Below are 26,590 nucleotides of genomic sequence, written 5' to 3'. Positions count from 1 at the left end.
TCATGATATCACAATGGGGGTTGTCATCTGTAGTCTGCTCAGGGTTTTTACATTCCCGGAACCCTGTCAAGGTTTAAAACCTTGACAGGGTTGAAAAATTGAAATTTCGTTGGTTATTTCAGTCAATTAATCGGTAAATCTTTTTAATTTTGCGGTATGGATTTACGAGATCAATTGAAGAATCTTTTTCCTGATCATGATGAGCAGGATTTTGAGATGCCTGAAGAGCAATTCAAGCAGAAAGAGCCTTTGGTATGCAAGTTTGAGAAAAAAGGGAGAAATGGTAAGCCTGTGACCGTTGTTGAAGGTTGGGAAGGCAGTGAGGAAGAATTGAAAAAAATCTCAAAGAAAATAAAAACCACCCTGGGTATAGGCGGTTCTGAGAAGGATGGGACGATTATCATTCAGGGGGATAACCGTGATAAAATAATGAATATCCTTAAAGAAATGGGATATAAAACCAAACGTGTTGGCGGATAGATCTAGAAATAGATCTGGGTCTCCGGAAGTAAGGTTTTTAAATTTTCAATTGTAGATTTTTCTATAGGATTTCCTGTAAGAATCAAAGTTTTCAGGTTTTTCAGCTGTTTGATTTCTACAGGAATATCTTTCAGATTATTATTGGCCAGATTCATGCTGACAATATTCTTCAACCCTTTTACTTTGGGTGAAATTTCCGTGATATTATTTCCGCTTACATTCAGAAATTCAAGATACTGAGATTTGAACAGATTTTCCGGAAGCCTGGTGATCGAGTTCTGCTGCAGCTCAAGATATTTTAGATTTTTAGGAAAAGATAAATTCCCTAAATCATTGATCTGATTATCAGAAAGATTTAAAAACTTCAGATTTTTAATTCTGTCAAGCCTATCTGCTATAAAGCTGATCTGGTTTCCCTGAAGATTAATCTCTTCCAGCGTCGGAATTTCCATTAAGGCTTCGGGAAAGGTATTCAGGTTGTTGGCATCGAAATGCACTACCTTTAAGTTCTGAAGCTTTGCAAGATTGGGATTAATGCTTGTCAGACTGTTCAGATTCATTGAAAAAGTAGTCAGTTTCTTAAGGTTACTTACCTCATCCGGAATATATTTAATGCTGTTTTCATTCACATTTAAAATTTCCAGTTCTTTTAATGCAAAGAGTTCCTGATCCATCTTTTCAAGCTTATTGGCCATGATATTCAAGAAGAATAATGAATCAAGCTTTACGATCCGGGGAGGAAGATTAAAAAGACCTTTCTCTCTGAAACTCATACTGTAGACCGTTTTTTTACTGTTTAAGGCGTCTTCAATATTGGTAAAAGTGGGATACTTCACCGGATCAATCTGTGCTTTGATCTGAGAAAGTGAAAGTATGGAAATAAGTAAGAAAAGCTTTTTCATAAAGATAAAACGTCTGCCAGCAACCAAGGCTGCCGACAGACAAGAATTATAAATAATTTATTTCTTTAAAAGTTTAACTGTTTTCTGGAATCCTCCTTCAGCTTCAATATTTAAAACTAAAACACGAGATCCTTCCAACTGTTGAGTGAAATCAAGGTCTAATACTTTGTTGATTCCATTGAATTTTTTAGTATAAACGATTTTCCCGTCCATGCTGTAAGCTGTCACAGAAATATCTTTCAATCCTTTTGGTGAATTGATTTTCACGATTCCGGAAGTTGGGTTAGGAGCTACTGTCACTGTATTTTCTGCAGTATGGTTTTCAATAGTTCCTAAAGAACCTTCAATTCCTAAGTTATTTTTAAGTGCAATTACGATTGTTGCTGATTTTCCTTTATAATCAATGGTATTCCCTGTTGCATCAATATCTGTAGAGATGGTTGAATCCGGATGCTGAATAGAGAAGAAACCAAATTTGTGATCAGGGGTAAATGTCAATCCTGTAGGTTCTGAACCTGATGGCATAGAAGCAAACAATCTTACTTTAGGGTTAGCCTGTGTATGATCAGGAGCAATTACCCAGATATAGTTTTTACCTCCATCCTGAAGTACCCAAAGGTTTCCAAGTTCATCGAAAGTAAGGTTGTCATTTCCGTCTCCCCAAGCTTCAGATTTCGTTCCCTGAGCGGTATTGAAAGAATATACAGAAGAACCTCCTCCTACAAATGTTTCTACCTGAGAAGCTGTAGTTCCGTTATCCTGAAGACGGTATACTCTGTCTAGTCCTTTTGCTGTAAAATAGATTTTACCATCCAACGGGCTGATGTCAACATCTTCTACTCCGTTGAATTTTGTTCCTCCTACTGATAATGCATTATTATTGGTATTGTTCTGATCAGCTTTTTCTTTATTCGGAACCTGAACCCAAGTTGCTGTAGTTCCTACCGGATCTCCTGCAGCAGACAATCCCTGATCTAATTTTAGAACATAAAGATTTCCTGAAGAAAGATCATTGGGAGTATCCATTACATATTTGTACACCATATGAGTACCTCCATCTTCCCCATAATAAGCTACAGTTCCTGCATTATTGATCACCACATTTTCATGGTTCATGATCCCCATCTGCCAAAGCTTGCCTTTTGTCCCGTTAGGGTTTTTAGAGATAACCTGAGCAGTAGCCGGGTCTATTTCTACCAACCATCCATAATCTTTGTATCCGTCAGCATTCACATCATTGGAAGTAACAGATTCTTCTGCTGTCACTATTGTTCCCCAAGGGGTAACTCCTCCTGAACAGTTTCTGATGGTTTGTACCAGACTTGGATCTGAGAAGCTTACCGCTCTTGATTTTGTCAGCTGCCAAAGCTTTGAAGTAGCATTATAGTTGATCTCTGCCATGGTAACTCCTCCAGGATTTGTTTCATGGTTTACAGAAAGATATCCGTTGGTACTACTTCCTGCTTTTGCAACATACCCTGTAAAGTCATTCTGACCTCCTACGAATCCTCCTCCTTCAGTATAGCTATCCCCTTCTTTTAGAATAAGCTGGTATTTATGTTCAGCAGGGATAATCAGTTTGTTGGTCTGTGCTGTAGGTACAATTGAAGTAAAACAGCTGATATGGGTTCCGTTACAAGCTACAGGAATAGTTGTATTGGTTGTTGTTTTCAGATAAGCATCAATTCTTAAATCTGAACTGGTTACACTTCTGTTATGTAATTCAACAGAGATTCTGTTGACACCGTTTACAAATTTTGATTTTGGGATAGAAAAAAGATTATAAACACTCTCTGCTGCCCCGTCAATGGTAGTTGTTGAGAAAGTATTGAATGTAACAGTACCTGCAGGCATGTTATCTCTAACGACTTCTTCACCATTAAGGTATACTATGATACCATCATCTCTCATTACCCCAAGCTCCATATTATCGGAAAGCGTTGAAAAATCTACGGTAAAGTCTTTAGCAAAATAAGCTGTGGTAAGTCCGGAATTGATCGTTGTAGTTACAGGATCTCCATATCCTAGCGGGCCGTCTCCTACCGACCATGCTGAAATGTCATAGGTTTTAGCATTCCATCCGGCTGGCTGAGCCTGATTGTTATCTTTGTAGTTCCAGGATGCATTCTTATTGAATATAAAGGTCTGTGCCTGGATACCAGAACTGGCAAGTACAGCCAAAGCTCCTATTGCTAGTAGTTTTCTTTTCATTTCTTATTAGATTTATTAGACGTTGCAAAACTATTTTTTTAAAGCTTTCCTTCTGTTAATAGGACTTTAAATATAAATCAGTCAATATTAAATTATCAAAAACCTAATGTTAAGGGGATTAATTTTTTGTTAAATAATGCGGGGTTGCAGGGATTGAGAGTCCGAGCGTTTGAGAGTTTGAGGGTTTGGGATGCAGGAGATAATTATGTGATTGGGAGATTCAGATTGAAATGTGACATATAATTAAATGAAGATAAAACATAAGCCGTTTGCTTAAAATTTATCATTCCTATATTTTTTATAATAAGCATCAAAAGTACATCAAAACTTTATCTACCCTGTGAATTTCCATGCCCCTACTTCACATCCTGAATCCCGAAATCCCACAACTCACATCTCTACCCTCCAATTCGCAGCTCTAACCCTCCAACTCTAAAACTCTCAAACCCTCCAACATACCTACCTATTTCGCTTTACTCACATCGGTAAGAGCATTCAGAAAGGCTATAATTTGTTTTATTTCTGTTTCTGTGAGGTTTAGTTTATCCGGGGCCAGCGTTTGGTTTTTCATTTTCAATCCTAATCCTTCTCCACCTCCTTCATTATAGAAATCCAGAACTTCTTCCAGTGTATTGAAAGCTCCATTATGAAAATAAGGTTTGGTAAGGGCAATATTTCTCACCGTTACCGTTTTGAAAGAATAGTCGTAAATCCATGATTTTTCCTTTTTCACAGGGCTGTTTGCTCTTCCTAAATCCTGATCAAGTTCCACCGGAAGCTGTTTGATTGGTCTGGTGGTTATTCCCAGTACTTCAGATTCATTTTCATTAAAAAATGGGGGTACCAATCCTGAAAAGTGAGGCGCAAAGTGGCAGGTTGCACAATTGGCTTTTCCCATAAACAGATTGAATCCTTTTTTCACATCATCAGACACCTCTTTTTCATTCCTCATAAAACGGTCAAAATCGCTGTCAAACGAATACAATGAAGCGACATATGAACTCAATGCCTTTGAAAAATTTTCCTTGCTAATCTTTCCGTCTTTGAAAGCGGTACGGAATGCTTTTTTATATTCAGGTTTTGTTTTTAGCTTCTGAATAATGCTTTCGTAGCTTGTGTTGAATTCCTGATCATTATAAATAACATGCTCTGCCTGCTGCTCAAGATAAAAAGCACGAAGGTCATAGAAAAACCTCTTGGCAAAAACAGCATTATATAAAGAAGGTGAATTTCTCAAAACTGTTTTTCCTTCTACATTGCTTTGTGATTTTGCTTTAAGATCTGTAAAGGCGTTTTCCTGAAGATGGCAAGTCGCACAGCTCATCTTTCCGTTACCGCTCAGATTCTGGTCATAGAAAATAGATTTCCCAAGGTTTCGGAGGTCAGGATTATCTTCTGAAGATTTCAATAGGGTATAAAAATAAGGATCTAAAAAGTCACTGCTGAAAAAGTTTTTATTTCCAACATTCCAACCGGAAAATTCTTTCAAATCATCAGGTCTTCCATCCCACTTTCCTAATTCTTCATACAATGGCTGTATGTATTTTTTATAGAATTCAATTCTGTCAAAAGTTTCAAAATCGGTATTTTTTGAAAGATAGCTGATCGCTGCTGTTAAAGTCTGATTGGCTTTTTTAGTATTATAATTTTTAAAATAAGGATCATCATTAATGTATTTCTGCATCCCTGAAAGCGCATGGCTTGTCTCCTCAGAAATGTTCAAAGATCCGGGGGTATCAAAACCTGACACTCCAAGTGAGTATATTCTGATCAGTTCTATTCTTAAGGGTAATGTTTTGTTGTTTCCTTTACTCAAACCATTTTTTAAAGCACTTAAATAAAACCCGGAATAGCTTTTGTATAAAAAGGCTGTAATGGTTTTAATCTTTTCTTTCTCATTTTCTGCTTCATCTGAAAATATAAGTTCATCCAGCACCTGCAATCCTTCGGGAGGAAGTGTATATGCCGATGTTCCCGCAGCTTCAATATGAAACAAAGGGGCCGCATTAAGGTGGGTTTTGGAAAATTCAGGATAATGGTAGGCAATATAAAATTCTATTTCCTTAAATGAATTTCTTGTACTGCTCAGGGATTTCTGTAATTCTTCAAGGGAAATACGATCTTCGGAGAACTTATCAACATCTGATTTCAGCTGTTCCAGCTTGATTTTAAAGTCGGTTAATCCTTTATTGACAAATGTATTTTCACTTTCTACTCCTTTATAAACAGGATTAAAAGACATTACTGCAAATCCTATCAGAAGGACAATTACAAGCAGTGGGTAAGATCTCATTAATTTTTAGCGGCAAAAGTATTAATCTGATGTTATCTCAGTTTTAATAGCAGATTAAATAATGTTTATATTTCTGATACAATATTTTTTACTAATTTTAAACCCCGAAATCAAATTCATTATTCTAAAGGAAACGGTTTTTCAAAATACCGGTAAAAATAATGGCGGGAGATTATTGGGAGAGGATTTTTTACATTAAATTCAACACATCAAAAAAACTAAGATAGTATTATGAAAACAAAACTATGGTTTGCTGTTATAGCAAGTTTCCTTTCTATGACTGCATTTTCACAGAAGAAAAAACAACCGGAAAAACAATCCGGAAAGCAGCAGGAAATGGCTGTATATGCAGAGAAAAGAGGTTCTGATTATTATTTGGTCCGCCTTGAGAAGGATAAAGAGATTCCTAATGTTTATGTATATTCCAATGGGGTAACCAAACCTTATAAAACTTATACTGACCTTAACAATATCCTTATGGATTTTCCTGGAATGATGACATCCAACAACTCCACAAAAGAAGAATTGGTTTCTATTCTTAAAAAAGATGATCATTTCTACGAAATCACTTCACAACGAAAAGATCCTAAAAATATTGAAAAAACGGTCGTTACTGTATACGAGGTAATGAACGGTCAGAAAAGGATTGTAGAAGAATATAATGACATCTACGAGGTTATGGCATCTCCTTACAAAGACGCTATTATGATTAATTAAAAAAACAAAAAATATACATATTATGCTAAACAAACTTGCTGCCTCAGAACTTGTTCTGAATGAAGACGGAAGTGTATACCACCTGAATCTTCTCCCTGAAGATATTGCTGACAAAATCATCCTTGTAGGTGACCCGGACAGAGTGGCAAAAGTTTCAAAATACTTTGATACCGTAGAGATCAAAAAAAATAAAAGAGAATTCTATACGCATACAGGAACGCTTCGTGGAGAAAGAATTACCGTAATGTCAACCGGTATCGGAACTGAAAACATCGATATCGTTATGAACGAACTTGATGCTTTGGTGAATATCGATCTTAAAAACAAAGAGTTTAAAACCGAGCACAAAGCTCTTGAACTTTTCCGTATGGGAACTTGTGGAAGTGTAAACCCGGATGTACAGGTTGATAATATGCTGGTTACTCAGAATGTAGTAGGATTGGACGGATTGATGCATTTCTATCAGGATTATAACTTCGAAAATGAGTTTTCTAAAAGCTTCCTGGAGAAATTTCCTTATGAAAAAATAAAGCCGATGCTTTACTTCTCAGACTGGGCAGAAGAAATGGGCGACTACTACAAAGATGCCAAATACCACGGAAATACAGCAACATTCCCGGGATTCTATGCTCCACAGGGAAGACAGCTTCGTCTAAAAGCAGTGGATGACAAGTTTTTAGAAACATTGAATGATCTTGGAGTTACCAACTTTGAGATGGAAACCTCTGCGATCTACGCTCTTTCAAAATTATTAGGGCACAAAGCTATCACGGTAAACAACGTTATTGCCAATAGAAGACGCGGTGAGTTCTCAGCAGACCACCATGCTTCTGAGAAAAACCTTATTGACTGGGTATTGGAAAGAATTATTAAGTAATTAAATCTATTTACATATTAAAACTCCGGAAGCTATTTCCGGAGTTTTTTTATAGGTTTTGGCGAAAGCCAATGGTTTATTATTGTATTGACAAACGGGCCTAAGCCCATTCCTATTGAATTTTATTCTGTTGAAAATATTGATTCTTTTATGAATAACAAAAATTCCCATCCATTTTGTCATTCCTTAGGAAACCAGTTTTTGGGAAAAAATTTTCTTTCCTTTTGCTTCAAACTTTTCTTCATCAGGTATATTTTCTGTGCATTAATGCCACGGAAGATTAAAGCCACTTTATAGAGCCACACTCTATTTTTGTTTTGGATTCTATTTCAGGCTATGATTATTTTATTATTTTAGCTCAATCAAAAACTAACCATTGAACATGAAAAACACTAAGCAGCCGGAAACGAATAAGCTTTCAGAACTCTCCATTGAGGAACTTACAAAAGAAGAAAAAAAACGTTCCGCAGCCCATATTTCTTTTTGTATTATTCTGGGAATACTGTTAGCAGCCTGTATCTATGTCACCATAAAGAAAGGTTTTAATGGAATCAGCCCGCTTCCCTTAGCTTTTTTCCCTTTATATCTTATTATAAGAAAAAGCTGGCAAGATGCCCGGAAGGAGCTTCAGCCCCGTAAGCTTAATTAAAATTGATAACAATAAAAAAGACTTCCAGTCGGAAGCCCTTAACACCATATCAATTATAATAAAAAAACCTATTATTTAAAACTCATTGATCATCACATAAAAATGTCCGTAATATAAACCACTGGCATTTCCTGAGATATTAGTAAGATTAATGGTAATACTGGAAGTGGAAGTCATCCTTGGATTCGAGATAGAAAATGAAGCGTTTCCTGGAAAGTCTCCCGCTGGAGAAACCACGACAACAGCTCTTGTAGAACCAGGCTGATATCCTGCCGGAACCGGAATATCAATTGTTGTAGATTTTCCGGGAGGCAAATTATTAATAGATATTCCCGGCCATGCTTCAAAACTGATCTGGTTTTTCTGCACACTTCCTTTTTCCCCAAATTTGAACTGTCCGTTTACGTCCAGTTTCGCAGAAGTATTCGGAGCGCCAGTGCCAATCCCTACATTTGCATTATTGTCTCCCAGAACAATGGCATTGGCCTGTGAAGTAGTTGCCCCATATCCTACTGCTGTTGAATATTGTCCCAATGCATTAGCGCCAGAGCCTAAAGCCGTTGAGTTTTGACTATTTGTTACTGCATTATATCCTAAAGCAGTTTCGCTATTTGTATTCGTTTTCGCGTTATATCCTAATGCGATAGACTGAAATCCATCCGCAGAAGAGTTATTTCCAACGGCAACAGATTCGTTACTGCTGGTTTGGGCATGAAATCCAATTGCGGTAGATCTGAAACCTCCTGCAGTCGATTTATTTCCCACTGCCAAAGCTTCATTCCCGGAAACTGTTGTTGCACTCCCAATAGATATTCCCATAAATGCAGCGCTAGCACTCCCAATGGCAATACCATTCTGCCCTGCAGTGGATCCTATTCCAAGGCTTACAGAATTATCAACGCCTAATCTTCCGGCCGTTAATGCATTCACTTTGAAGATAAGATCGTCATATGTTTTTGTTCCTAATGCGAGTGTGGTATTTGCTCCCCCATAATTTCCAACATTTGTGCCTGTAAGATTCCAGTTGGTTCCATCCTCTATTTTGGTGGGAGTACCTCCGTTTGCCAAAATTTTATTCCATTTTGATTCAAACCAATAATAAAATCCAATTTCCAACAGTGTAGAAGTTCCGTTATTCCATACAATCAGCCCGTCTGCTGGTGAAGGCACGGTAACGTTGTCTGTTGTGCTTGCCAAAGCAATACTTGGAAGGAGTACCCCTTTATTGCTGGCATTAATATGCAGCATCGCTGAGGGTGCCGGACTAGGAGTCCCTATCCCAACCTGAGCATATATAAAATAATTAAAGAATAATAAAAGAAGAGTGTATCGTAGTTTATAGTTTTTTTGCATTATCTGCTTTTTTTTGAGGATGCAAATATACAAATTTTTAATAATATATCAATTTTATTGATAAAATCATAATTAAAAACACATTATAGTGATTAAAATAAACCTTAATCACTCTATAATGAAAAATGTTTAAATATCAAGCAGTTATCAAATGATGTATTCATAAGCCTTTACAGATATCTCTAATTTTCCGATTAGTTTTTTGAATTGCATTATTATTAATAAACTTCACTAAAAAATGAATAAAGTATAAGTATTATTTTCTCGTAAAACAGCTTTTTATATGGTCATTCATCATTCCGGTCGCTTGCATATGAGCATAAATTATCGTTGAACCGACAAATTTGAACCCTCTTTTTTTGAGATCTTTGGAAATAAGGTCGGAGATTTCTGTAGTGGCAGGAATATCGGATAGAGTTTCGGGTCTTTTATCAATTGGTTTTCCGCCTACGAAGTCCCAAATATAGCTGGAAAAGCTTCCGAATTCTTTCTGAACTTCCAAAAATTTCTGTGCATTGGTAACTGTAGCCATAATTTTAAGCCTGTTTCTGATGATTCCGGAATCATTCATCAGATCTTCGATCTTTTTATCAGAATAGACTGCTATTTTTTTATAATCAAAATGGTCAAAAGCTTTCCTGAAATTTTCTCTTTTAGCCAAAATAGTATACCAGCTCAGTCCTGCCTGAAAACTTTCAAGAATCAGAAATTCAAATATTGTTTCATCATCATAGATGGGTCTTCCCCACTCTTCATCATGATATTTTCTATAGAGATCATCTTTTTCACACCATCCACAACGTATTTTTTCCATAATAATCTATTTTGTTATCTAAAGGTAACCTTGATTTGGAAAACTATAACATAAGATTATGAAAAATTTAACAGAGACATCTGATTTTAGGAATGGTTCTTGTTTAATTACTGATACCAAACTAAAATTTATAGTATTATGAACAATTCAGAGTATAATAAAGCGGAAGATGCAGTAAACAATGTAGAAAATTCTATACAGAATGCAGCAGACAAAACGAAATGGAAAATCAATGAATTGGCAGACAAGGCCAAAGACTTTATCAATGAAAAGAGAAGTAATGATCAGGAGGCCAATCAGGAAGACTGGCTAGACAAGGTAAAAGCTAATGTATCCGATGCATGGGAAGATATTAAGGATAAAGCAGATGAGGCATGGGAAAAAACCAAAGATGCGGCAGAGGATGTAAAGGCAGAATGGAATAAGAAAACAAATTAGTATTTCAGTCATATAAATATTTTCAATAAAATGGAGTCTTAAATTGATAAGGCTCCATTTTTATTATGTCATAACCACAATTATTGCTACATTTGTATTATAATAAACATTAAAAAATTATGTCATACGGTTTACTTAAAGGCAAAAAGGGAATTATTTTTGGAGCCCTTAATGAACAATCTATCGCATGGAAAGTTGCTGAGAGATGCCATGAGGAGGGTGCTGAATTTATATTATCTAATGCTCCTATTGCTTTGAGAATGGGAGAGCTCAATGATTTAGCAGAAAAAACAGGTTCTGAAGTAATAGGTGCTGATGCTACTTCTGTAGAAGATCTTGAAAAACTTTTTGATGCCGCTGTTGCCAAATTTGGAAAAATCGACTTTATCCTTCATTCTATTGGTATGTCTATCAATGTAAGAAAAGGAAAACATTATACAGAAATGAACTACGATTGGTTGGAAAAAGGTTGGGATATTTCGGCTGTTTCTTTCCATAAAGTAATGCGTGTAGCATGGGAAAAAGACTGTATGAACGAATGGGGAAGTATTTTGGCACTTAGTTATATTGCTGCTCAAAGAACATTCCCGGATTACAATGATATGTCTGATAACAAAGCGTATCTGGAAAGTATTGCAAGAACTTTCGGAAACTATTGGGGTGAAAGAAAAGTACGTGTAAATACTGTTTCTCAGTCTCCTACAATGACTACAGCAGGTAGCGGTGTGAAAGGTTTCGGAGGATTCCTTGGATATGCAGAAGATATGTCTCCACTAGGAAACGCTACGGCTCTTGAATGTGCAGACTACTGTGTAACGCTATTCTCTGATCTTACTAAAAAAGTAACAATGCAGAATCTTTTCCATGATGGTGGGTTCAGCAGTTCAGGGGTTACTCAGAAAGTAATCAGCAAATATGATGTAGAATAATAATCAGAAAGATTATTTTTTCAATACAATAAAGGAGTAATCCTATTCAATACAAGCAATGCATTCACGATGCATTGCTTTTTTTATGATAACCATTACAATAAAAAAATATATTTCAGCAATTTAACTGGATTCAATCATTTACTCCAAAACGTCCATAATATTCATTCAAAATATTTATTAAATATTCAAAATATCCATAAATTAGTATTACCAAACCACTTATTTTATGGAAAAAAAAATTAAATCTTGTACTGCAATATTACTTATTGCTGCATCCTCGTTTTTCAATGCTTCCAATGCTCAGACCTGCCCAAGCTGGGGTCCTTATCTTGAAGGCTTTGATATGGCTAATTCCGGTGAACTCTGGTATTCTGAAGTAATGGCAGACAACACTTGCAAAAAGGTTAATACCTATTACTCTACTCTGAATTTTTCTTTGGGTCCGCGAGGCGGATATGCAGGAATTCAGTACAAACAGAACGAAATCTACAATAACATTTTTTCAATGTGGGATTTGCAGGATACCAACGTACCGCAATGCACTACAGAATATACTGCTCCCAATACTTTTGTAGATGGTTTCGGAGGAGAAGGAACAGGTCTTCACACAGACAATCCAATGCCATGGACTCCCGGAATCTGGTATGCCACTGTCGTGAGAAGATGGTCTACCGGTGACGGAAAAACCAGAATCGGATTTTTTATGTTTGATTATGGTACAGGAAAATGGAAACATTATGTCACCATTGTCACTCCTGAAAACGATGCGAAATTCACAGGAACCAAACTGGGAGGCTTTGTAGAAAACTGGAACTCAGCTGCCAGCAAAGCCACCCGATGCGGATATTTCAGAAACTTCTGGAGCATGAACGCGCAAGGGAATTGGTCCAAACCTTCACGATATACAGCTTCCGCCGGAACAGGATCGTGGGGAGCAGAAGCAGCTTTCAATAATACAGCGATCAAGGTAACTTCATGTGGTACAGCTCCGGCACCTGCTGGTGGTTCGGTAACATTCAACGGAATCACTCAGGATGGCACAAAACCTGCAACAGCGACCCCAGTTACCGTGACTACCGTTACTCCATCTTATAATACTTCTAATAATACAGTGAATGTAAATTGGGTTAACTCAGACACCACAAGCCCGCAGTTTTCCTATAAGGTTTCATTATATACAGAAGCCAGCTGGGCAAATTCTTATACTCCTATAGCTGTGGTTACGGGTATTCGCCCAGATCAGAGAAGTGCCCAGGTACCGCTTCCTGCGAATTCCCAACCGGGGAAATATTATGTGAGTGTTGTCTTGGAAGATATTTTTAAACAAACTTCCAATTTCGGATATAATAATCTAACAATCAATACTATTATAACCGCACCTACTATTGATCCTAATGCCTACTACCGAATAAAATGTGTAGGAAGCAGTCAATACATAAGCCCTGCTAATTACAGTGCTGCAGCCAATACCAAAATGGTTCAATATCCTTTTAACAGCAACCTGGCTCAACAATGGAAACTGGAAAAAACGGGAAATAATTATATCATTATCAATCGTGCTTCAGGCCTGGCGATTGATGTTCCCGCATCCAATATAACCAATGGTACTACGCTGGTACAATATCAGAAACATGGTGGTAATAATCAACAATGGGTATTAAGACCTTACCTATCAAACACCCTTGTCATAGGAACCGCATTATCTAATATGAAAGCCATGGATAATCCTGCCAACTCACAAACTTCAGGTACCAATATTAATATCTGGGATCAGGACATGAACGGTCCGGCAGGGGTAAATCATCAGTGGGTTCTTGAGCAGGTAACAGCTGCAACATCCACTATTTCTGCGAAACAGGAGATTGCTTCTACCGCTTATCCTAATCCAGTAAAACAAGGTGAAAACCTAACCATCAGTCTTCCTGAAAATGGAAGTACTTATGAGCTGACTCTAGTGAATGCAGAAGGATTAACGATAAAATCCCAACAGGTGAAAGCAGGTAAAACAATCATCTCCACTTCAGGCATGAGAACCGGAATTTATTTCTATAATGCTCAAAACAGCAATGGAACTATTTCCGGTAAGTTTTCTGTACAATAACTTATACAGATATATGATAAGCGAATCGGCGGCCTCTTCGAGGCCGCCGATTCTGTCAAAAATAATATTAATATGATATTATAAAATTACGGTCTGTATAGAGTGTGCCGGAGCATTCAACCTGGCAGCCTTTCCTTCAATCCATAGATTGGTATCGATATCATTGTCTGAATCATTCATAATAACAGTTACCAACTGTCCGTTTTCGTTCATAAACGCAGAAGATGTCAATGCAGCTCTGTTGGAAGAACTTCCTATTCTCTGAGCATTCGGCTTGATATATTTTGAAACATGTCCTATATAATAGTATTCATACGTGTAGAATACCTCTCCTGTTTTGGTATCCGCAATAATGGGAGCAAAGCAGAAATTACCTTTATGATTAGGGCCTCCGGTTTCATCCAAAAGAATATTCCAGTCGGTCCATAAAGCATTTCCTTTATTGAAATCATTCAGCATATTTTTGCTGTACAGCTCTCCCAGGCTTACATCATAGATTTTATCCATACTGAACTGTTCTTTACATCCTTCGGTGAAGGCCAGGAATTTATCTGGAAAAGCTCTGTGGGTTTCTGCTAAATTGTCAAAAAGCTGCGTTTTATTATTCCATGTTTCATACCAGTGATACCCAATTCCATGAGCGTATTTTGATGTTTCAGGATCACTTAATGTAGTGGTTGCTCTCTGATAGATCAGGTCTCTGTTGTGATCCCAGATCATGACTTTTTTATCTTTATATCCGTTTTTCCAAAGGGTTGGCCCTAGGTTCTTTTTCAGAAATTCACCTTCTTCTTCAGCGGTGTAGATACATGATTCCCAGCTTTGGGTAGCCATTGGTTCGTTCTGAACGGTCAGTCCCCAGATATTAATTCCTCTTTTTTCGTATTCTTTAATGAATTTGATATAATAATCTGCCCAGGTCTGATAATATTCGTTTTCTAATCTTCCTCCTTTGTATAAACTTTTGTTTGATTTCATCCAGGCCGGTGGGCTCCAGGGAGAGAAATAGAATGTGAAATTATTTCCAATGGCTTTCTGAGCTTCTTTGATCATCGGAATCTTATACTTCTCATCATGGGCAACGTTGAAACTCTTCAGCGAAGTATCATTATCCTCTACATAGGTATAAGAATCACTGGAGAAGTCACAGGAATTCATATTGGTGCGGACAACGGTATATCCCAATCCATTTTTCCCAAAATAAGCATCCAGAATTTCTTTCTGCTTATTCTTCGGCATTTTATAAAAAGTTTCTGCTGATGCATCTGTAATAGCGCCACCAATTCCTATCAGTTTCTGATATTTAAAATTGGGAGCTACAAAAATACAGGCGTCCGTTTCTTTGGGCTGTCCAAACTGCTCAAACTTAACGGCACCTTTATCCACCATCTTCTCATTTACTTTGGAGTTGGTAAGGATTACTTTAGCTGTTTTCCCTTCATTCTTTTTCCAATAATTCTGAGCATTGACATTGATGACAACGCCTACTACAAAACAACTTACAATTAGTTTTCTCATGATTTTTTTCTGTTTCCGGACCCATCTGGTCCTCATTTTCATTATTTATTTTGATAGACTCTTACGTAGTCTATGTAATACTTCTGTGGGAAAATAGTATCATCGATCCCTTCTTTTCCGCCCCACATTCCGCCTATGGCGAGATTTAAAATGATAAAATAAGGCTGGTCAAAAGGCCATGCTTCATAGTTCTTTTCCTTATTCTCGTAGGTGAAAAATTTCTGATCGTCAATATAAACGTCTATTTTTTCCGGTGTCCAGTCTGCTTTATAAACATGAAATTGTTCGCTTGCATCCTTTATAATCAGCGTATCCGTTTTCTGCGTTCCCTGAATATGATTGTATTTTTTAGTGTGAACAGAAGCATGTATATACCCCTGATTGAAACCCACATGTTCCATAATATCCAGCTCACCGTCATCCGGCCATTTCTTCATATTTTCGCTCATCATCCAGATTGCAGGCCATGTTCCACGACCTTTGGGAAGCTTTGCTCTCACTTCTATTGTACCATATTGAAAAGAGAATTTTCCTTTGGTTAAAAGTCTTGCAGAAGTATATTTATTGTTTTCCCAATTTTCTTTTCTAGCTTCAATGACCAAATTTCATTTTTCCATCCTCGCATTCTCAAGCCTCTTTTTTGTATAAAACTGAGCTTCTTCATTACCATAGCCTCCTCCACCTACATCGTAATTCCATTTTAATGAATCGGGAAGCCCTTTACCGTTGAACTCATCATTCCATATCAGGGTTCTGCCAGAATCTGGTTTGTTTGAGGCACAGTTGAGAACAGAAATGAAGAAAGTTCCTGCTGCACATATTTTGATAATACTTTTAGCTTTGAAATTCATGTGTATTAAGTTTTGGCTAAACCCTTTCCTATTGAATGGAGCTTATTTCACCCAATTAATTCTTTTGGTCTGTACATGCTGAGAATCGGTTCCGATCATAATATCGAATTCTCCGCTTTCCCAGTCAAAATTCAAATCATCATCAAAAAATTTCAGATCTTCCGGTGTCAGTTTAAACTCTACTTTTTTACTTTCTCCTTTTTTGATGAATATTTTCTGGAAACCTTTCAATTCCTTTACAGGTCGTACCACTTTTCCAAAAAGATCCCTGATATAAAGCTGTACCACTTCTTCACCATCATATTTCCCTGTGTTGGAAACAGTAACGCTGATATTCAAAGTCTGGTTTCCTGTAAGGCTTGCCGAATTTAAAACCATATCAGAATATTTAAAATCGGTGTAGCTTAAGCCATATCCAAACGGATATTTTGGATCATTATCAAGATCTATATAGGCTGAAACATAGTTTCTGTCTGTATTATTTTTTGCCGGTCTTCCTGTATTATAATGATTGTAGTACACAGGAATCTGCCCTTCTGTTCTCGGAAAACTCATCGGAAGTTTCCCTCCGGGATTCACCGTGCCGAATACAACATCTGCAATAGAGTTTCCGGCTTCTGTTCCCAGCCACCATGTATACGCAATTGCAGGAATATTGTCTGCTGCCCAATTGAAGATCAAAGGTCTTCCTGCATTGATCATAAGAATGATTGGCTTACCAGTCTTGGCAATTTCTTTCAATAATTCTTCCTGTACACCAGTAAAGCCGATATTGCTTCTGCTTTTCGCTTCACCACTCATCGCATGGCCTTCTCCTAATGTCATAATGACAACATCTGCTTTTTTTGCCGTTTCTATCGCTTCTGCAAATTGAGTTTTGTCCTGATCATCAACATTACAGCCTTTTGCATATAATAAAGTGGAATTTTTATCCAGTTGATTTTTAATTCCGTCAAACTGCGAAACAATTCTTTGGTTATCATCCTTGAAAGCGATAGACCAGAAACCGTGATTTGCCACTGTTTCTTTCCCAAAAGGACCAATCAACGCAACAGTTTTTGTAGTTTTTGAAAGTGGAAGAATATTTCCCTGGTTTTTAAGAAGGACGATACTTTTTGATCCAAATTCTCTTCCGAATTTTCTATTCTCCTGATTATCGGTCTGTTCTTTCTGCCTTTTTTCACTGCTGAATCTGTAAGGATCGTCGAAAAGTCCCATTTCGAATTTTTTGGTTAAAATTCTTGCTGTTGCATCATCTACCAGTTTTGGATCTACTTTTCCTTCTTTCACTAGTTTTGGAAGTTCCGCCATGTAAACACGGCTTTCCATATCCATATCACTTCCGCCCTGGATTGCCTTCTCAGCGGCTTCACCGGCATCTTTAGCATAGCCATGAGGAATCATTTCTCCGATACTCCCCCAGTCTGAAACCACAAAACCTTTATAATTCCATTTTCCTTTTAAAAGATTTCTCTGAATGTATTGATTAGCGGTCGCCGGAATTCCGTTGATATCATTAAAGGAATTCATAAAAGTGGCTACTCCTGCTTCTGCAGCAGCTTTGAATGGTGGAAGATACGTTTCATTCAGTTGTCTGAGACTCATATCCACAGAATTGTAATCTCTCCCACCAACAGCTGCACCATATGCAGCAAAGTGTTTTGCACATGCCATCACAGCATCAAGACTTCCTAACCCTCTGCCCTGGAACCCTTTGATCCTCGCCAATCCTATTTTTGTTCCCAGATAGGTATCTTCTCCGGAACCTTCCATTACTCTTCCCCATCTCGGATCTCTGGCAATATCTACCATGGGAGCGAAAGTCCAGTGAATACCATAAGCCGAAGCTTCCGTTGCAGCAATTCTTTCAGATTTTTCGATCATTCCCAGATCCCAGCTTGCTGCCTGTCCCAGATTCACAGGAAATGTAGTACGGTATCCATGGATAACATCCTGTCCGAACAGTAAAGGAATTTTCATCCTTGATTGCATGGCCAGTTTCTGAAATGCTTTGGTTTCCTCAGAGCCCGCTACATTCAGCATAGAGCCTACTTTTCCTTTTTTAATTTCTTCCAAAACGGCTGCTGAATTAGACTGCTGGGGCCCAGTAGCATATTCAAACCCGCTGTACTGGACCATTTGCCCAACTTTTTCCTCCAAAGTCATTTTAGAAAGCAGCTCTGCCACCTTCTGATCAATGGTCTTCTGTCCGTAAACATTCATTCCTAATGTGGAAAGTGCCAGTAAAAAATATGCTTTTTTCATTGTATCGAATTAAAAAATATAGGTTGCCGCAGAACGTCCCGAAATTGCTACAGCAGCAGTTTTCCCGGCAAATTTAATATTAAAATTTTCATCTTCCTGATTATCGTTCTGCACAATTAAAACTATTTTCCCAGATTGAGTCATAAAAGCTGCTGTTGAAAGCTTATCCGTCTGCGTAGAAGCAATACGCTGAGAACCCGCAGGAACAAATTTTGAAGCGTGGGCAATAATATAATAGGCAACATTTCTGGTAAAGTTTTCACTGTCAGAAACCGTAATAGCTCCTTTACATTCTGTACATCCACCGTCTGTATGCGGGGCAAATTTCGGATCGTTTGCAAGGTTCCATTCCAAAGCAATTTTGCTCCAGTTTCTCATAGAACCGATGATTACATTTTTGGTATGCCAGTTTAGGTCTTCAGTAAACGTTCCTTTTGAGCCTGTCCACTGTTCGGTAAAGTATAAGTTTTTATCAGGAAAAGCATCATGCACAGTGCTTAATGCTGAGATATCTCCTTCATACAAATGAAAAGCGGATCCGTCTATATACTGATTAGCTTGGGAATCTTTTAAAATATCAATAGCATATTCAGGTTTGTTGCAATTGTGATCATAAACAACAATTTTGGTCGAGATTCCGTTAGCTTTAAAAACCGGACCTAAATGGTTCTTTATAAAATCCCCCTGCTGTTCGGACGGCATATAAAGACTTGGGTTATTTCCCGGATGCAAAGGTTCATTCTGCGGAGTTACGGCATCAATCGTAATGCCTTCTTTTTTCATCCCCTGGATGTATTTTACAAAATACTGAGCATATGTTCCATAGAATTCAGATTTCAGGCTTCCTCCTTTTGATTTTCCATTGTCTTTCATCCAGACAGGAGAAGACCATGGGGCTGCAATGATTTTTATTTTCGGATTGATTGCCAAAATTTCTTTCAACATCGCAATAAGTACTTTATCTTTTGCCAGACTGAATTTTGAAAGAGAAGCATCGGTTTGCCCTGCAGGCAGATCATCGTATGAAAATACTTCCCCATCAAGATCGGATGCTCCTATGCTTAACCTTAAGTAGCTAATGGAGATTGAATTTTTATCGTTTCCAAAAAGTTCGTTAAGCAATGCTTTTCTTTTGGAAGGGGACAATCGGTTGATTACCTCAACACTTCCTCCTGTCAATGTATATCCAAAACCATCAACATATTGAAACTTTTGAGAATCATCAATTTCAATATTCTGAAAGCTGTTGGAGTTATTTACAAATTTAACCGGAGTCTGCAGCTGTAATTTTACGGTTTCATCACCTTTTGTAAGCCAATACTGCACTTCGTTTCCTTTATTGTTAGCAAGTGATGTACACGATAAAGGAAAAAGGGCCACACCACTAAGTAGTGCGGCACCTCTAAAGAAACTATATAAGTTGTGAAACTTCATGTTTTAGTATCCAGGATTTTGTTTTAAAGCAGTATTTGCCAACTCATTAAAAGGGATAGGCAGAATTTCACTTTTTCCTGCTTTAAATCCTCTTGTTCCCAGTTTTGACGGTGCATCTCCCCAGCGAACCAGATCAAACCATCTGTGGCCCTCTCCTGCAAGCTCTCTTCTTCTTTCGTCTTTAATAGCCTGCAAAGAAACTGGAACTGATGCCAAACCGACTCTTGTTCTCACCGCATCTAATAATGCCTGAGCTCTTCCTCCTGAACCTCCTAAAGCTTCAGCTTCCATCAGGTAAGTATCTGCTAATCTTATCGCAATATAATTCTGACGGAAATTCAGTTCTGTAGGTCCTGGCAAAGTAGATTTATCTGCATTTCTCGGTAAATATTTATTCAGGAAATATCCTGTGTCTCTATATCCGGGTGAGTAGGTAATTTTCCCTTCGTCTTTGAATTTTTTTCCATTGAAAATAGTAGCATTCAAACGGGGGTCTCCCTGCATGAAATTAAACAGGTCGTCTGTAACAGGATTGAATCCCCAGCTTGCATAAAGATCCGGAGCGTCATTATTCGGAACATTAGCTACACGTCCGTAAGACTTGATACCTAGCATTACATTGATAGAGTTCCCTTCATCCTTTCCGGAACCCCAGAACGGCCAATCTGCATTACTTACGTTGGTGTGCATTACTTCAAGAACAGATTCTGTAGTAAACTTATTATCTACCTTCCACAAATCTGCATAATTCGCAACAAGTTTATATCCATATTGGCTGGTTCCCCCAGGAGTACCATTTACCTCCGCAAACTGAGCCGCTGCTTCAGTATTCTTTTTATCATATAAATAAATTTTACCCAAAATAGCACGGGCCGTACCTTGTGTGATTCTCCCTTTTTCACTTGCTCCGGATGGAACCATCATAAGGTCCGGTATTGCAGAAACAATATCAGATTCTATTTGAGCATATACTTTTGCAGGATCTTCCTGTGGAATATTATAATAATCATCTGTGGCCAAAACTGGTTTCAGAATAAGGGGAATATTTTTGAACATTCTTAAGAGTTCAAAATAGTATAATGATCTTAGTACTTTAGCTTCTGCAACAAATCTCTTTTTTGTCTGCTCATTCATGCTGGCCCCCGGAATTCTATCTAACAAAAGATTAGCCTTTGCAATCCCTTGGTAATAGTCTTTCCAATAGCTGGCAGGCATGATAATTGGATTGATTGAATAGTTGGAAAACCCTTGAATTCCTGCTCCATCTGAAGAATTTCCTCCTCCTGAGTAGAAATCATCAGAGGCTCCATTGAAGAATGTCACCATGTTTTCAAATCCACCAGAGTATTTTCTCAGCATATCATAGGTAGCTACCAAACCGGTGAATGACTGTTCTTCATTTTTAAAATAGTTGTTTGAATCAAAAGTACCTGTATTTTTTACATCTTCTAAATTTCCTCTGTCACAAGATACTGCTCCAAAACTAATACCTGTTAGAAATAAAACAGATAGACTTCTATAGATAAATCTTTTATTTTTCATTTTTTAATTATTAAAATTGAACATTAGCTCCGAAAAGGAAAGTTCTTGCCTGTGGATAGAAAGCCCTGTCTATCCCAAATGTATCTGCTCCTGCAATTTCAGGATCATAACCTGTATATTTGGTAAAAGTGGCAAGATTTTCTCCTGTCACATAGAATCTGATTTTTGAAGCTCCGATAGATTGTGCCGCATCTTTAGATAAAGTATAGCCTATCTGAACCAATTTAAGACGTAAGTAATCTCCTTTCTGAAGATAATAATCAGACATTCTGGTATAGTTTTGATTATCATCATTTCTTGTAACTCTCGCTATTGTATTGGAGGTTCCTTCACCCGTCCAACGGTCCAAAATGGCTGTTTGATAATTGGCTTCCTGAATATCAAGTCTTCTCAGACCCTGGAAAATTTTATTACCAGCCTGCCCCTGAGCGAAAATCATCAGGTCGAAATTCTTATAATTCATATTGATCGTAAGTCCAAACGTATATTTTGGTACCGAATTACCCAGATTGATATAATCTTTCTCATCAATCACTCCATCTCCGTTTGCATCCAGTCTTTTGAAATCCCCAGGTTTTGCATTAGGCTGAATTAATCCTCCATTCGTATTTTTATAGGCATCAATTTCCGCCTGATTTTGGAAAACGCCCAGATTTTTATACCCATAGAAAGAACCGTAGGACTCACCAACCTGTAATCTGGAAACAGCGCCCAGCGTTTGGAAAGAAGCAAAGTTGACATAAGTTCTGTTATCTTCAAGTCTTGTAATTTCATTTTTCAAATAAGCAAGATTACCGTTGACAGAAAAACCAAAGTCTGACCATTTCTTTTTGTAACCTAAGCTTACTTCAACTCCGTCGTTGTTCATATCCCCAATATTTCTATATGGATTATTAATTAATCCTAAATAGCCAGGAAGCTCAACTCTTCTTAAAATATCGGTACTTTTCTTTCTGTAAACATCAACACTTAGATCAAAATTTTTGAAAATCTTAAGATCTGTTGCAATATTGAACTGTGATGTTCTTTCCCATTTCAAGTTGGGATTTTCCAGGGTACTTGGTGCATATCCGACACGGATAATATTATCTCCGAAAGTATAATTACTTCCCGCTATTAAGAAATTGGCAAACTGGAAGTCATCAATCGCATCATTACCCAATACCCCATATCCTCCTCTCAGCTTAAAATTGGTGATCACTTTATTTTCAGGCCAAAAGCTTTCGTTAGACACATTCCAGCCTAAAGACATTGCCGGGAAGTTTCCCCAGTGATTATTGCTTCCGAATTTTGAAGATCCATCTCTACGGATTGTTCCTGTAAAAAGGTATCTGTTATCATAATCATAAACCACTCTGGCAAAATAAGAAGCTTTGTGTGTCTGTTTTCCATCCCAGGCATTCCCTGTTTTATTTTCCGGAGAGATATCAAAATTGAAAGATGCATCTTCCCAATTATTTACCGGAAGATTGGTAAATCTTGTATTTTGTCCTGAAGAGATATTATATTCATAGTAACCTTGTCCGAGTAATACATTTAAACTATGCAATCCAAACTTATTTTGATAGGTCAGTGTATTTTCAGTACTCCACTCAAACTTTTTATCAGTTTGTCTGAATAGGCTGTTGAAGTCATTTTTATTAGCTGTACTCAGGTAATTAGTTGGTGTAAAGACCTGCTCTCCCCAATAAGAAAGCTTCCCGTTCATGCTTGATTTAAAGGTGATATGTTTATTAAGCTTTAGTTCAGCAAATACATTGGCTATAATATCATCAGACCATTTGTATCTTCCTAACTGAGTTTGTCTGAAAGCCAGCGGATTGGTCATCTCTTTACTTACATACTGTGAGATTCCATATGCATTTCCATTAGGATCTCTTACATAATTTGGATTATTAACATAGTCACTAAAGTTAGGCTCATTATTAATCCCATTTTTTACAATGACAGGAGTCAATGGATCCAAGTTAATTGCTGAACTTAAAGGTCCTCCAAATTCACCATTATCAGTAACTCCCTGAGATCTTGTATGAGTATACGCAAAAGTTTGGCCTATTGTCAAAAAGTCGAATACTTTGTGAGTTGAATTTAATCTGGCATTCACTCTTTTATAGTTTGAGATATCTCTCAATACAATACCTTGCTGATCATAATACCCAAAAGATGAATAAAAAGTAGATTTATCATTTCCTCCACTAATACTAAATTCATGAGACTGACGCTGTGCACTGTTAAAGATCTGTTTTTGCCAATCTGTTCCCACTCCGTATGATGAAGGATCTCCCAACACAGGCTTCAGCCCATCATTGATGTAAGACTCGTTCATGATGGTTGCATATTGTGATCCATTTAACAGATCGAGCTTTTTAGAAGCATTTCCAACGCCAAAGAAGCCATTATAGGAAAGATTCATTTTCCCTTTTGCACCTTTCTTTGTTGTGATCAAAATAACTCCTTTTGCAGCGGATACTCCATAAATGGCCGCAGAAGCTCCATCTTTAAGAATTTCCATTCCTTCAATATCAGACTGATTCAACCAGCCAATATTATCCACCACAATTCCGTCTACTACCCACAAAGGATCATTACTTCCTGCTCCGAAACTGGTAATACCACGAACGCGGACAGTAGCAGCGGTTCCCGGCTGTCCTGAATTTGATATGACAGAAACACCGGCTGCCCTTCCTTGAAGTACCTGTTCGGGCCTTCCTGCTGTTGGAGCATTATCAATATCAGAAGCTTTAATACTTGATATTGCTCCAGTCACATTACTTTTTTTCTGACTGCCGTAACCAATCATTACGACCTCGTCTATTTTATTTTCTTTTGGGACAGTGTCCTTTACGGTAGTCTGCGCATTGAAGTTTGCCGTAAAATACAGCACAGCAATGACTCCAAGACTTCTTGATATTCTTACATTCATATACAGTTATTGTTTAATTCTCAAATTGAGACAATAAAAATATATTTTTTTTCAATTAATTAACATTCTATTCACAAATATTTTAATTTTTCTTTTATTTTTCAGGGTTAGAAGCCCTATCTTCGCATCAATATTTCATAAAATTTCAAAAAAAAACAATAAAGAAGTCTCCCAAAATGGTCATCAAGCTTTCTAAAATTTCTCTTCCTCTAAAACTTTCCTTTCTTATTTTTTCAATGGTTCTGAACTGTATGGGACTTATCATTTTGCAGTTGTCGGAAGAAAAAGTAACCTATGGAGAACTGGGACTTTTAGAATCTTTTAAAGACCTGCCCATTGCTTTTATTTCTCTTTTTGCAGTAAGCTTTATTAACAAAACAGGAACGAAGAAAGCATTGATTTCGGCTTTGGTGATTGTAGGTTTTTGCTCTTGCCTTCTTCCGTTTATAGAGGTTTTCTGGTTTTTTAAGCTGTGGTTTGCCATCATCGGAGCGTGTTTTGCTATTGGCAAGATCTGTGTATTCGGGATTATCAGAAACAATATTTCGGATGAAAAGTCACTGGCAAAAACGATGAATAATGTGGAAGCTTCTTTTATGATCGGAATTTTTGTCGTCAATACCTTTTTTGGATGGGTTATATCCAGTTCTTATTCTGAATATTGGAAATTTTGTTTTTTAATCATCGCTTTCTTATCAGCAATCACTATTTTTTTGCTTTCAAAGATTGACATATCAGAATCCAGACCTCTGGAAAATAAGAATATCTTCTCTGAACTATCAGGATTTATGACCCCTACCGTAATTTTATTTCTGGGAGTTGTTTTTTCTATTGTTTTTGTAGAGCAGGGATTCAATTCATGGCTTCCTTCTTTTTATAAAAACCACCTGAAAGTCAATTCATTCTTTGCCCTTCAGGCCACTTCTTTCCTTGCGGTATTTTCATATGCAGGAAGAACGATAACAGCGAATATCATCCGAAGATTTTCATTGCCTAGTTACTATATTTCCTGTATGGCTTTCATTATTGCATTGCTGTTAATTATTCTAGGAATACAATATTTTGAATCTGTAAATTCAAGATTGATTCTTTTCTTATTTCCGGTAATAGGTTTCTTTTTATCTCCCCTTTATCCTGTCATCAACTCGAAGATGATCGCACAGGTTGATAAAGAAAAGGTTAATCTTTTTACTTCACTTATTGTTATTTTCTCTTCTCTGGGCAGCTCTGTCAGCTCTATTATTATGGCAATACTATTTGAAAAAAAATTATTAAATTTCTATCCTTTGTATATTTTATCTTCTGTAATTCTTCTTTTTGGGATTAGTTTTGTATTTTTTAATGTTTCAAAAAGAAAATAGTTTTATTTTTACTGCCATGAAAATCAAAGACACAAAAAGTAAAGAAACACTTCGGGAGCTTATCGATACAAAAGATTTTGTAGCCCATATATCTGTTGACTGCACTATATTCGGCTTTCATAATAACATTTTGAAAGTTCTTCTTTTAAAGTACCATGATCTTGATTTATGGTCACTTCCGGGTGGTTTTGTTTTCAATGATGAAGATTTGAGGGAGGCTGCTGAAAGGGTTTTGTATGAGAGAACACATCTTAAAGGTTTATTTTTGAAGCAGTTTCATACTTTTGGAAGAATAGACCGTACAGAAAATAATGTCCACCAGATTCTTCTTAAAAATAAAGGAATAGAAGTTCCTGGAGACCATTGGATTTTTCAACGATTTGTTACCGTAGGATATTGCAGTCTTATCGACTTTTCATTGACGAATACTTTTCCTGATGCTTTCAATGAAAGCTGTGAATGGTTTGAGGTCAACAACCTACCCAAGATGGCTTTTGACCATGACCGAATCATAGAAACCGGGTTAGAATATCTTAGAATGAATATTAATACGGAAGTGGCAGCCAGTAATCTGCTTCCTGAGAAATTTACGATGAAAGATCTTCAGTCCCTTTATGAAACTATTTTGGGGCAAAAATTCAGAAGAAATAATTTCCAGCGTAAAATTTTAAGCTTAAATATCCTTGACAGGATGGAAAAATTGTATGACGGCTCAGCCAATAAAGCGCCTTATCTGTATAAATTTAAAACTGAAGTTCATAATTCTACCAATCAGTATCCTATCTCCAATGATGAGGAGGTTTAAAATGTAGAATTTATCCTGTAAACAAATAAAAAGGGCATTATCTGTCTGAAAACCAACTTCAAGATAAGTTTTCAAAAAAATTTCTCAGACACCACGAAAAATGCTATTTTTAACCAAATCAAAA

General features: G+C 37.1%; 21 protein-coding genes. 9 read left to right on the top strand and 12 right to left on the bottom strand.

Translation table 11 applies throughout. The annotated features are described in order from the left end of the window. Nucleotides 1-156 precede the first annotated feature (156 nt). Nucleotides 157-480, top strand: a complete 324-nt coding sequence (locus tag DBR39_RS04800; RefSeq protein WP_109738269.1) for a translation initiation factor — start codon at nucleotides 157-159, stop codon at nucleotides 478-480. Nucleotides 481-482: 2 nt separating this feature from the next. Here DBR39_RS04800 and DBR39_RS04795 read toward each other — a convergent pair whose 3' ends face one another. From DBR39_RS04795 to DBR39_RS04785, 3 genes are all read right to left on the bottom strand, one after another. After that, nucleotides 483-1,382, bottom strand: coding sequence for a leucine-rich repeat domain-containing protein (locus DBR39_RS04795; protein WP_124531085.1), 900 nt, complete (start codon nucleotides 1,380-1,382; stop codon nucleotides 483-485). Nucleotides 1,383-1,439: 57 nt separating this feature from the next. Continuing rightward, nucleotides 1,440-3,593 (bottom strand): alkaline phosphatase PhoX, encoded by a 2,154-nt coding sequence (locus DBR39_RS04790; protein WP_124531084.1) that lies wholly within the window; start codon nucleotides 3,591-3,593, stop codon nucleotides 1,440-1,442. A gap of 463 nt (nucleotides 3,594-4,056) precedes the next feature. Then, nucleotides 4,057-5,886, bottom strand: coding sequence for a cytochrome-c peroxidase (locus DBR39_RS04785; protein ID WP_124531083.1), 1,830 nt, complete (start codon nucleotides 5,884-5,886; stop codon nucleotides 4,057-4,059). A gap of 231 nt (nucleotides 5,887-6,117) precedes the next feature. Here DBR39_RS04785 and DBR39_RS04780 point away from each other — a divergent pair, with 231 nt between their 5' ends. The 3 genes from DBR39_RS04780 to DBR39_RS04770 all read left to right on the top strand — a co-directional run bounded on the left by DBR39_RS04780 (nucleotide 6,118) and on the right by DBR39_RS04770 (nucleotide 8,129). After that, on the top strand, nucleotides 6,118-6,603 hold the full coding sequence (locus DBR39_RS04780) for a hypothetical protein (protein ID WP_124531082.1): 486 nt from the start codon (nucleotides 6,118-6,120) through the stop codon (nucleotides 6,601-6,603). Nucleotides 6,604-6,625: 22 nt separating this feature from the next. Beyond that, nucleotides 6,626-7,480 (top strand): nucleoside phosphorylase, encoded by an 855-nt coding sequence (locus tag DBR39_RS04775; RefSeq protein ID WP_124531081.1) that lies wholly within the window; start codon nucleotides 6,626-6,628, stop codon nucleotides 7,478-7,480. Between the two features lie 382 nt (nucleotides 7,481-7,862). Then, the gene (locus tag DBR39_RS04770) at nucleotides 7,863-8,129 is read left to right on the top strand and encodes a hypothetical protein (RefSeq protein ID WP_124531080.1); all 267 of its coding nucleotides are present in this window, start codon (nucleotides 7,863-7,865) and stop codon (nucleotides 8,127-8,129) included. A 75-nt stretch (nucleotides 8,130-8,204) separates the two neighbouring features. Here the strand turns inward: DBR39_RS04770 and DBR39_RS04765 are convergent, their stop codons facing one another. Beyond that, the gene (locus DBR39_RS04765; RefSeq protein ID WP_124531079.1) at nucleotides 8,205-9,482 is read right to left on the bottom strand and encodes a hypothetical protein; all 1,278 of its coding nucleotides are present in this window, start codon (nucleotides 9,480-9,482) and stop codon (nucleotides 8,205-8,207) included. 256 nt (nucleotides 9,483-9,738) lie between these two features. Then, nucleotides 9,739-10,296, bottom strand: a complete 558-nt coding sequence (locus DBR39_RS04760) for a DNA-3-methyladenine glycosylase I (protein ID WP_124531078.1) — start codon at nucleotides 10,294-10,296, stop codon at nucleotides 9,739-9,741. 138 nt (nucleotides 10,297-10,434) lie between these two features. On the opposite strand from DBR39_RS04760, the gene DBR39_RS04755 reads away from it, so the two are divergent. The 3 genes from DBR39_RS04755 (at nucleotide 10,435) to DBR39_RS04745 (ending at nucleotide 13,767) form a co-directional block, all read left to right on the top strand. After that, nucleotides 10,435-10,734 carry a hypothetical protein gene (locus DBR39_RS04755; protein WP_103233894.1) on the top strand — a complete coding sequence of 100 codons (300 nt, stop codon included), beginning with the start codon at nucleotides 10,435-10,437 and terminating at the stop codon, nucleotides 10,732-10,734. 119 nt (nucleotides 10,735-10,853) lie between these two features. Further along, a complete protein-coding gene (locus DBR39_RS04750; protein ID WP_124531077.1) occupies nucleotides 10,854-11,663 on the top strand; it encodes an enoyl-ACP reductase in 810 nt (269 codons plus the stop codon). Between the two features lie 229 nt (nucleotides 11,664-11,892). Then, nucleotides 11,893-13,767 (top strand): DUF3472 domain-containing protein, encoded by a 1,875-nt coding sequence (locus DBR39_RS04745; RefSeq protein ID WP_124531076.1) that lies wholly within the window; start codon nucleotides 11,893-11,895, stop codon nucleotides 13,765-13,767. 78 nt (nucleotides 13,768-13,845) lie between these two features. Here the strand turns inward: DBR39_RS04745 and DBR39_RS04740 are convergent, their stop codons facing one another. The 7 genes from DBR39_RS04740 to DBR39_RS04715 are packed head-to-tail and all read right to left on the bottom strand — an operon-like array spanning nucleotide 13,846 to nucleotide 24,300. Then, nucleotides 13,846-15,285 carry a glycoside hydrolase family 30 protein gene (locus tag DBR39_RS04740; RefSeq protein WP_124531075.1) on the bottom strand — a complete coding sequence of 480 codons (1,440 nt, stop codon included), beginning with the start codon at nucleotides 15,283-15,285 and terminating at the stop codon, nucleotides 13,846-13,848. 41 nt (nucleotides 15,286-15,326) lie between these two features. Then, entirely contained in the window at nucleotides 15,327-15,887 is a 561-nt protein-coding gene (locus tag DBR39_RS04735) for a family 16 glycosylhydrolase (RefSeq protein WP_228447768.1), read from the bottom strand. 3 nt (nucleotides 15,888-15,890) lie between these two features. Beyond that, the gene (locus tag DBR39_RS24450; protein WP_228447767.1) at nucleotides 15,891-16,136 is read right to left on the bottom strand and encodes a hypothetical protein; all 246 of its coding nucleotides are present in this window, start codon (nucleotides 16,134-16,136) and stop codon (nucleotides 15,891-15,893) included. A 42-nt stretch (nucleotides 16,137-16,178) separates the two neighbouring features. Next, complete coding sequence (locus DBR39_RS04730; RefSeq protein WP_124531074.1) at nucleotides 16,179-18,401, bottom strand: glycoside hydrolase family 3 N-terminal domain-containing protein; 2,223 nt, start codon at nucleotides 18,399-18,401, stop codon at nucleotides 16,179-16,181. Nucleotides 18,402-18,410: 9 nt separating this feature from the next. After that, on the bottom strand, nucleotides 18,411-19,835 hold the full coding sequence (locus tag DBR39_RS04725; protein WP_124531073.1) for a glycoside hydrolase family 30 protein: 1,425 nt from the start codon (nucleotides 19,833-19,835) through the stop codon (nucleotides 18,411-18,413). Between the two features lie 3 nt (nucleotides 19,836-19,838). Beyond that, nucleotides 19,839-21,377 (bottom strand): RagB/SusD family nutrient uptake outer membrane protein, encoded by a 1,539-nt coding sequence (locus DBR39_RS04720; RefSeq protein ID WP_124531072.1) that lies wholly within the window; start codon nucleotides 21,375-21,377, stop codon nucleotides 19,839-19,841. A gap of 10 nt (nucleotides 21,378-21,387) precedes the next feature. Further along, nucleotides 21,388-24,300 carry a SusC/RagA family TonB-linked outer membrane protein gene (locus tag DBR39_RS04715; protein ID WP_124531071.1) on the bottom strand — a complete coding sequence of 971 codons (2,913 nt, stop codon included), beginning with the start codon at nucleotides 24,298-24,300 and terminating at the stop codon, nucleotides 21,388-21,390. 176 nt (nucleotides 24,301-24,476) lie between these two features. Here DBR39_RS04715 and DBR39_RS04710 point away from each other — a divergent pair, with 176 nt between their 5' ends. After that, nucleotides 24,477-25,661, top strand: a complete 1,185-nt coding sequence (locus DBR39_RS04710; protein ID WP_124531070.1) for an MFS transporter — start codon at nucleotides 24,477-24,479, stop codon at nucleotides 25,659-25,661. Between the two features lie 16 nt (nucleotides 25,662-25,677). Then, nucleotides 25,678-26,466 carry an NUDIX hydrolase gene (locus tag DBR39_RS04705; RefSeq protein ID WP_124531069.1) on the top strand — a complete coding sequence of 263 codons (789 nt, stop codon included), beginning with the start codon at nucleotides 25,678-25,680 and terminating at the stop codon, nucleotides 26,464-26,466. The last annotated feature ends 124 nt before the right edge of the window (nucleotides 26,467-26,590 follow it).

The organism is Chryseobacterium sp. KBW03 (assembly GCF_003852415.1).
Lineage (GTDB): Bacteria > Bacteroidota > Bacteroidia > Flavobacteriales > Weeksellaceae > Chryseobacterium > Chryseobacterium viscerum.
The sequence above is the reverse complement of the archived record's forward strand: the minus strand, read 5'-3'. Positions and strand labels throughout refer to the sequence as shown.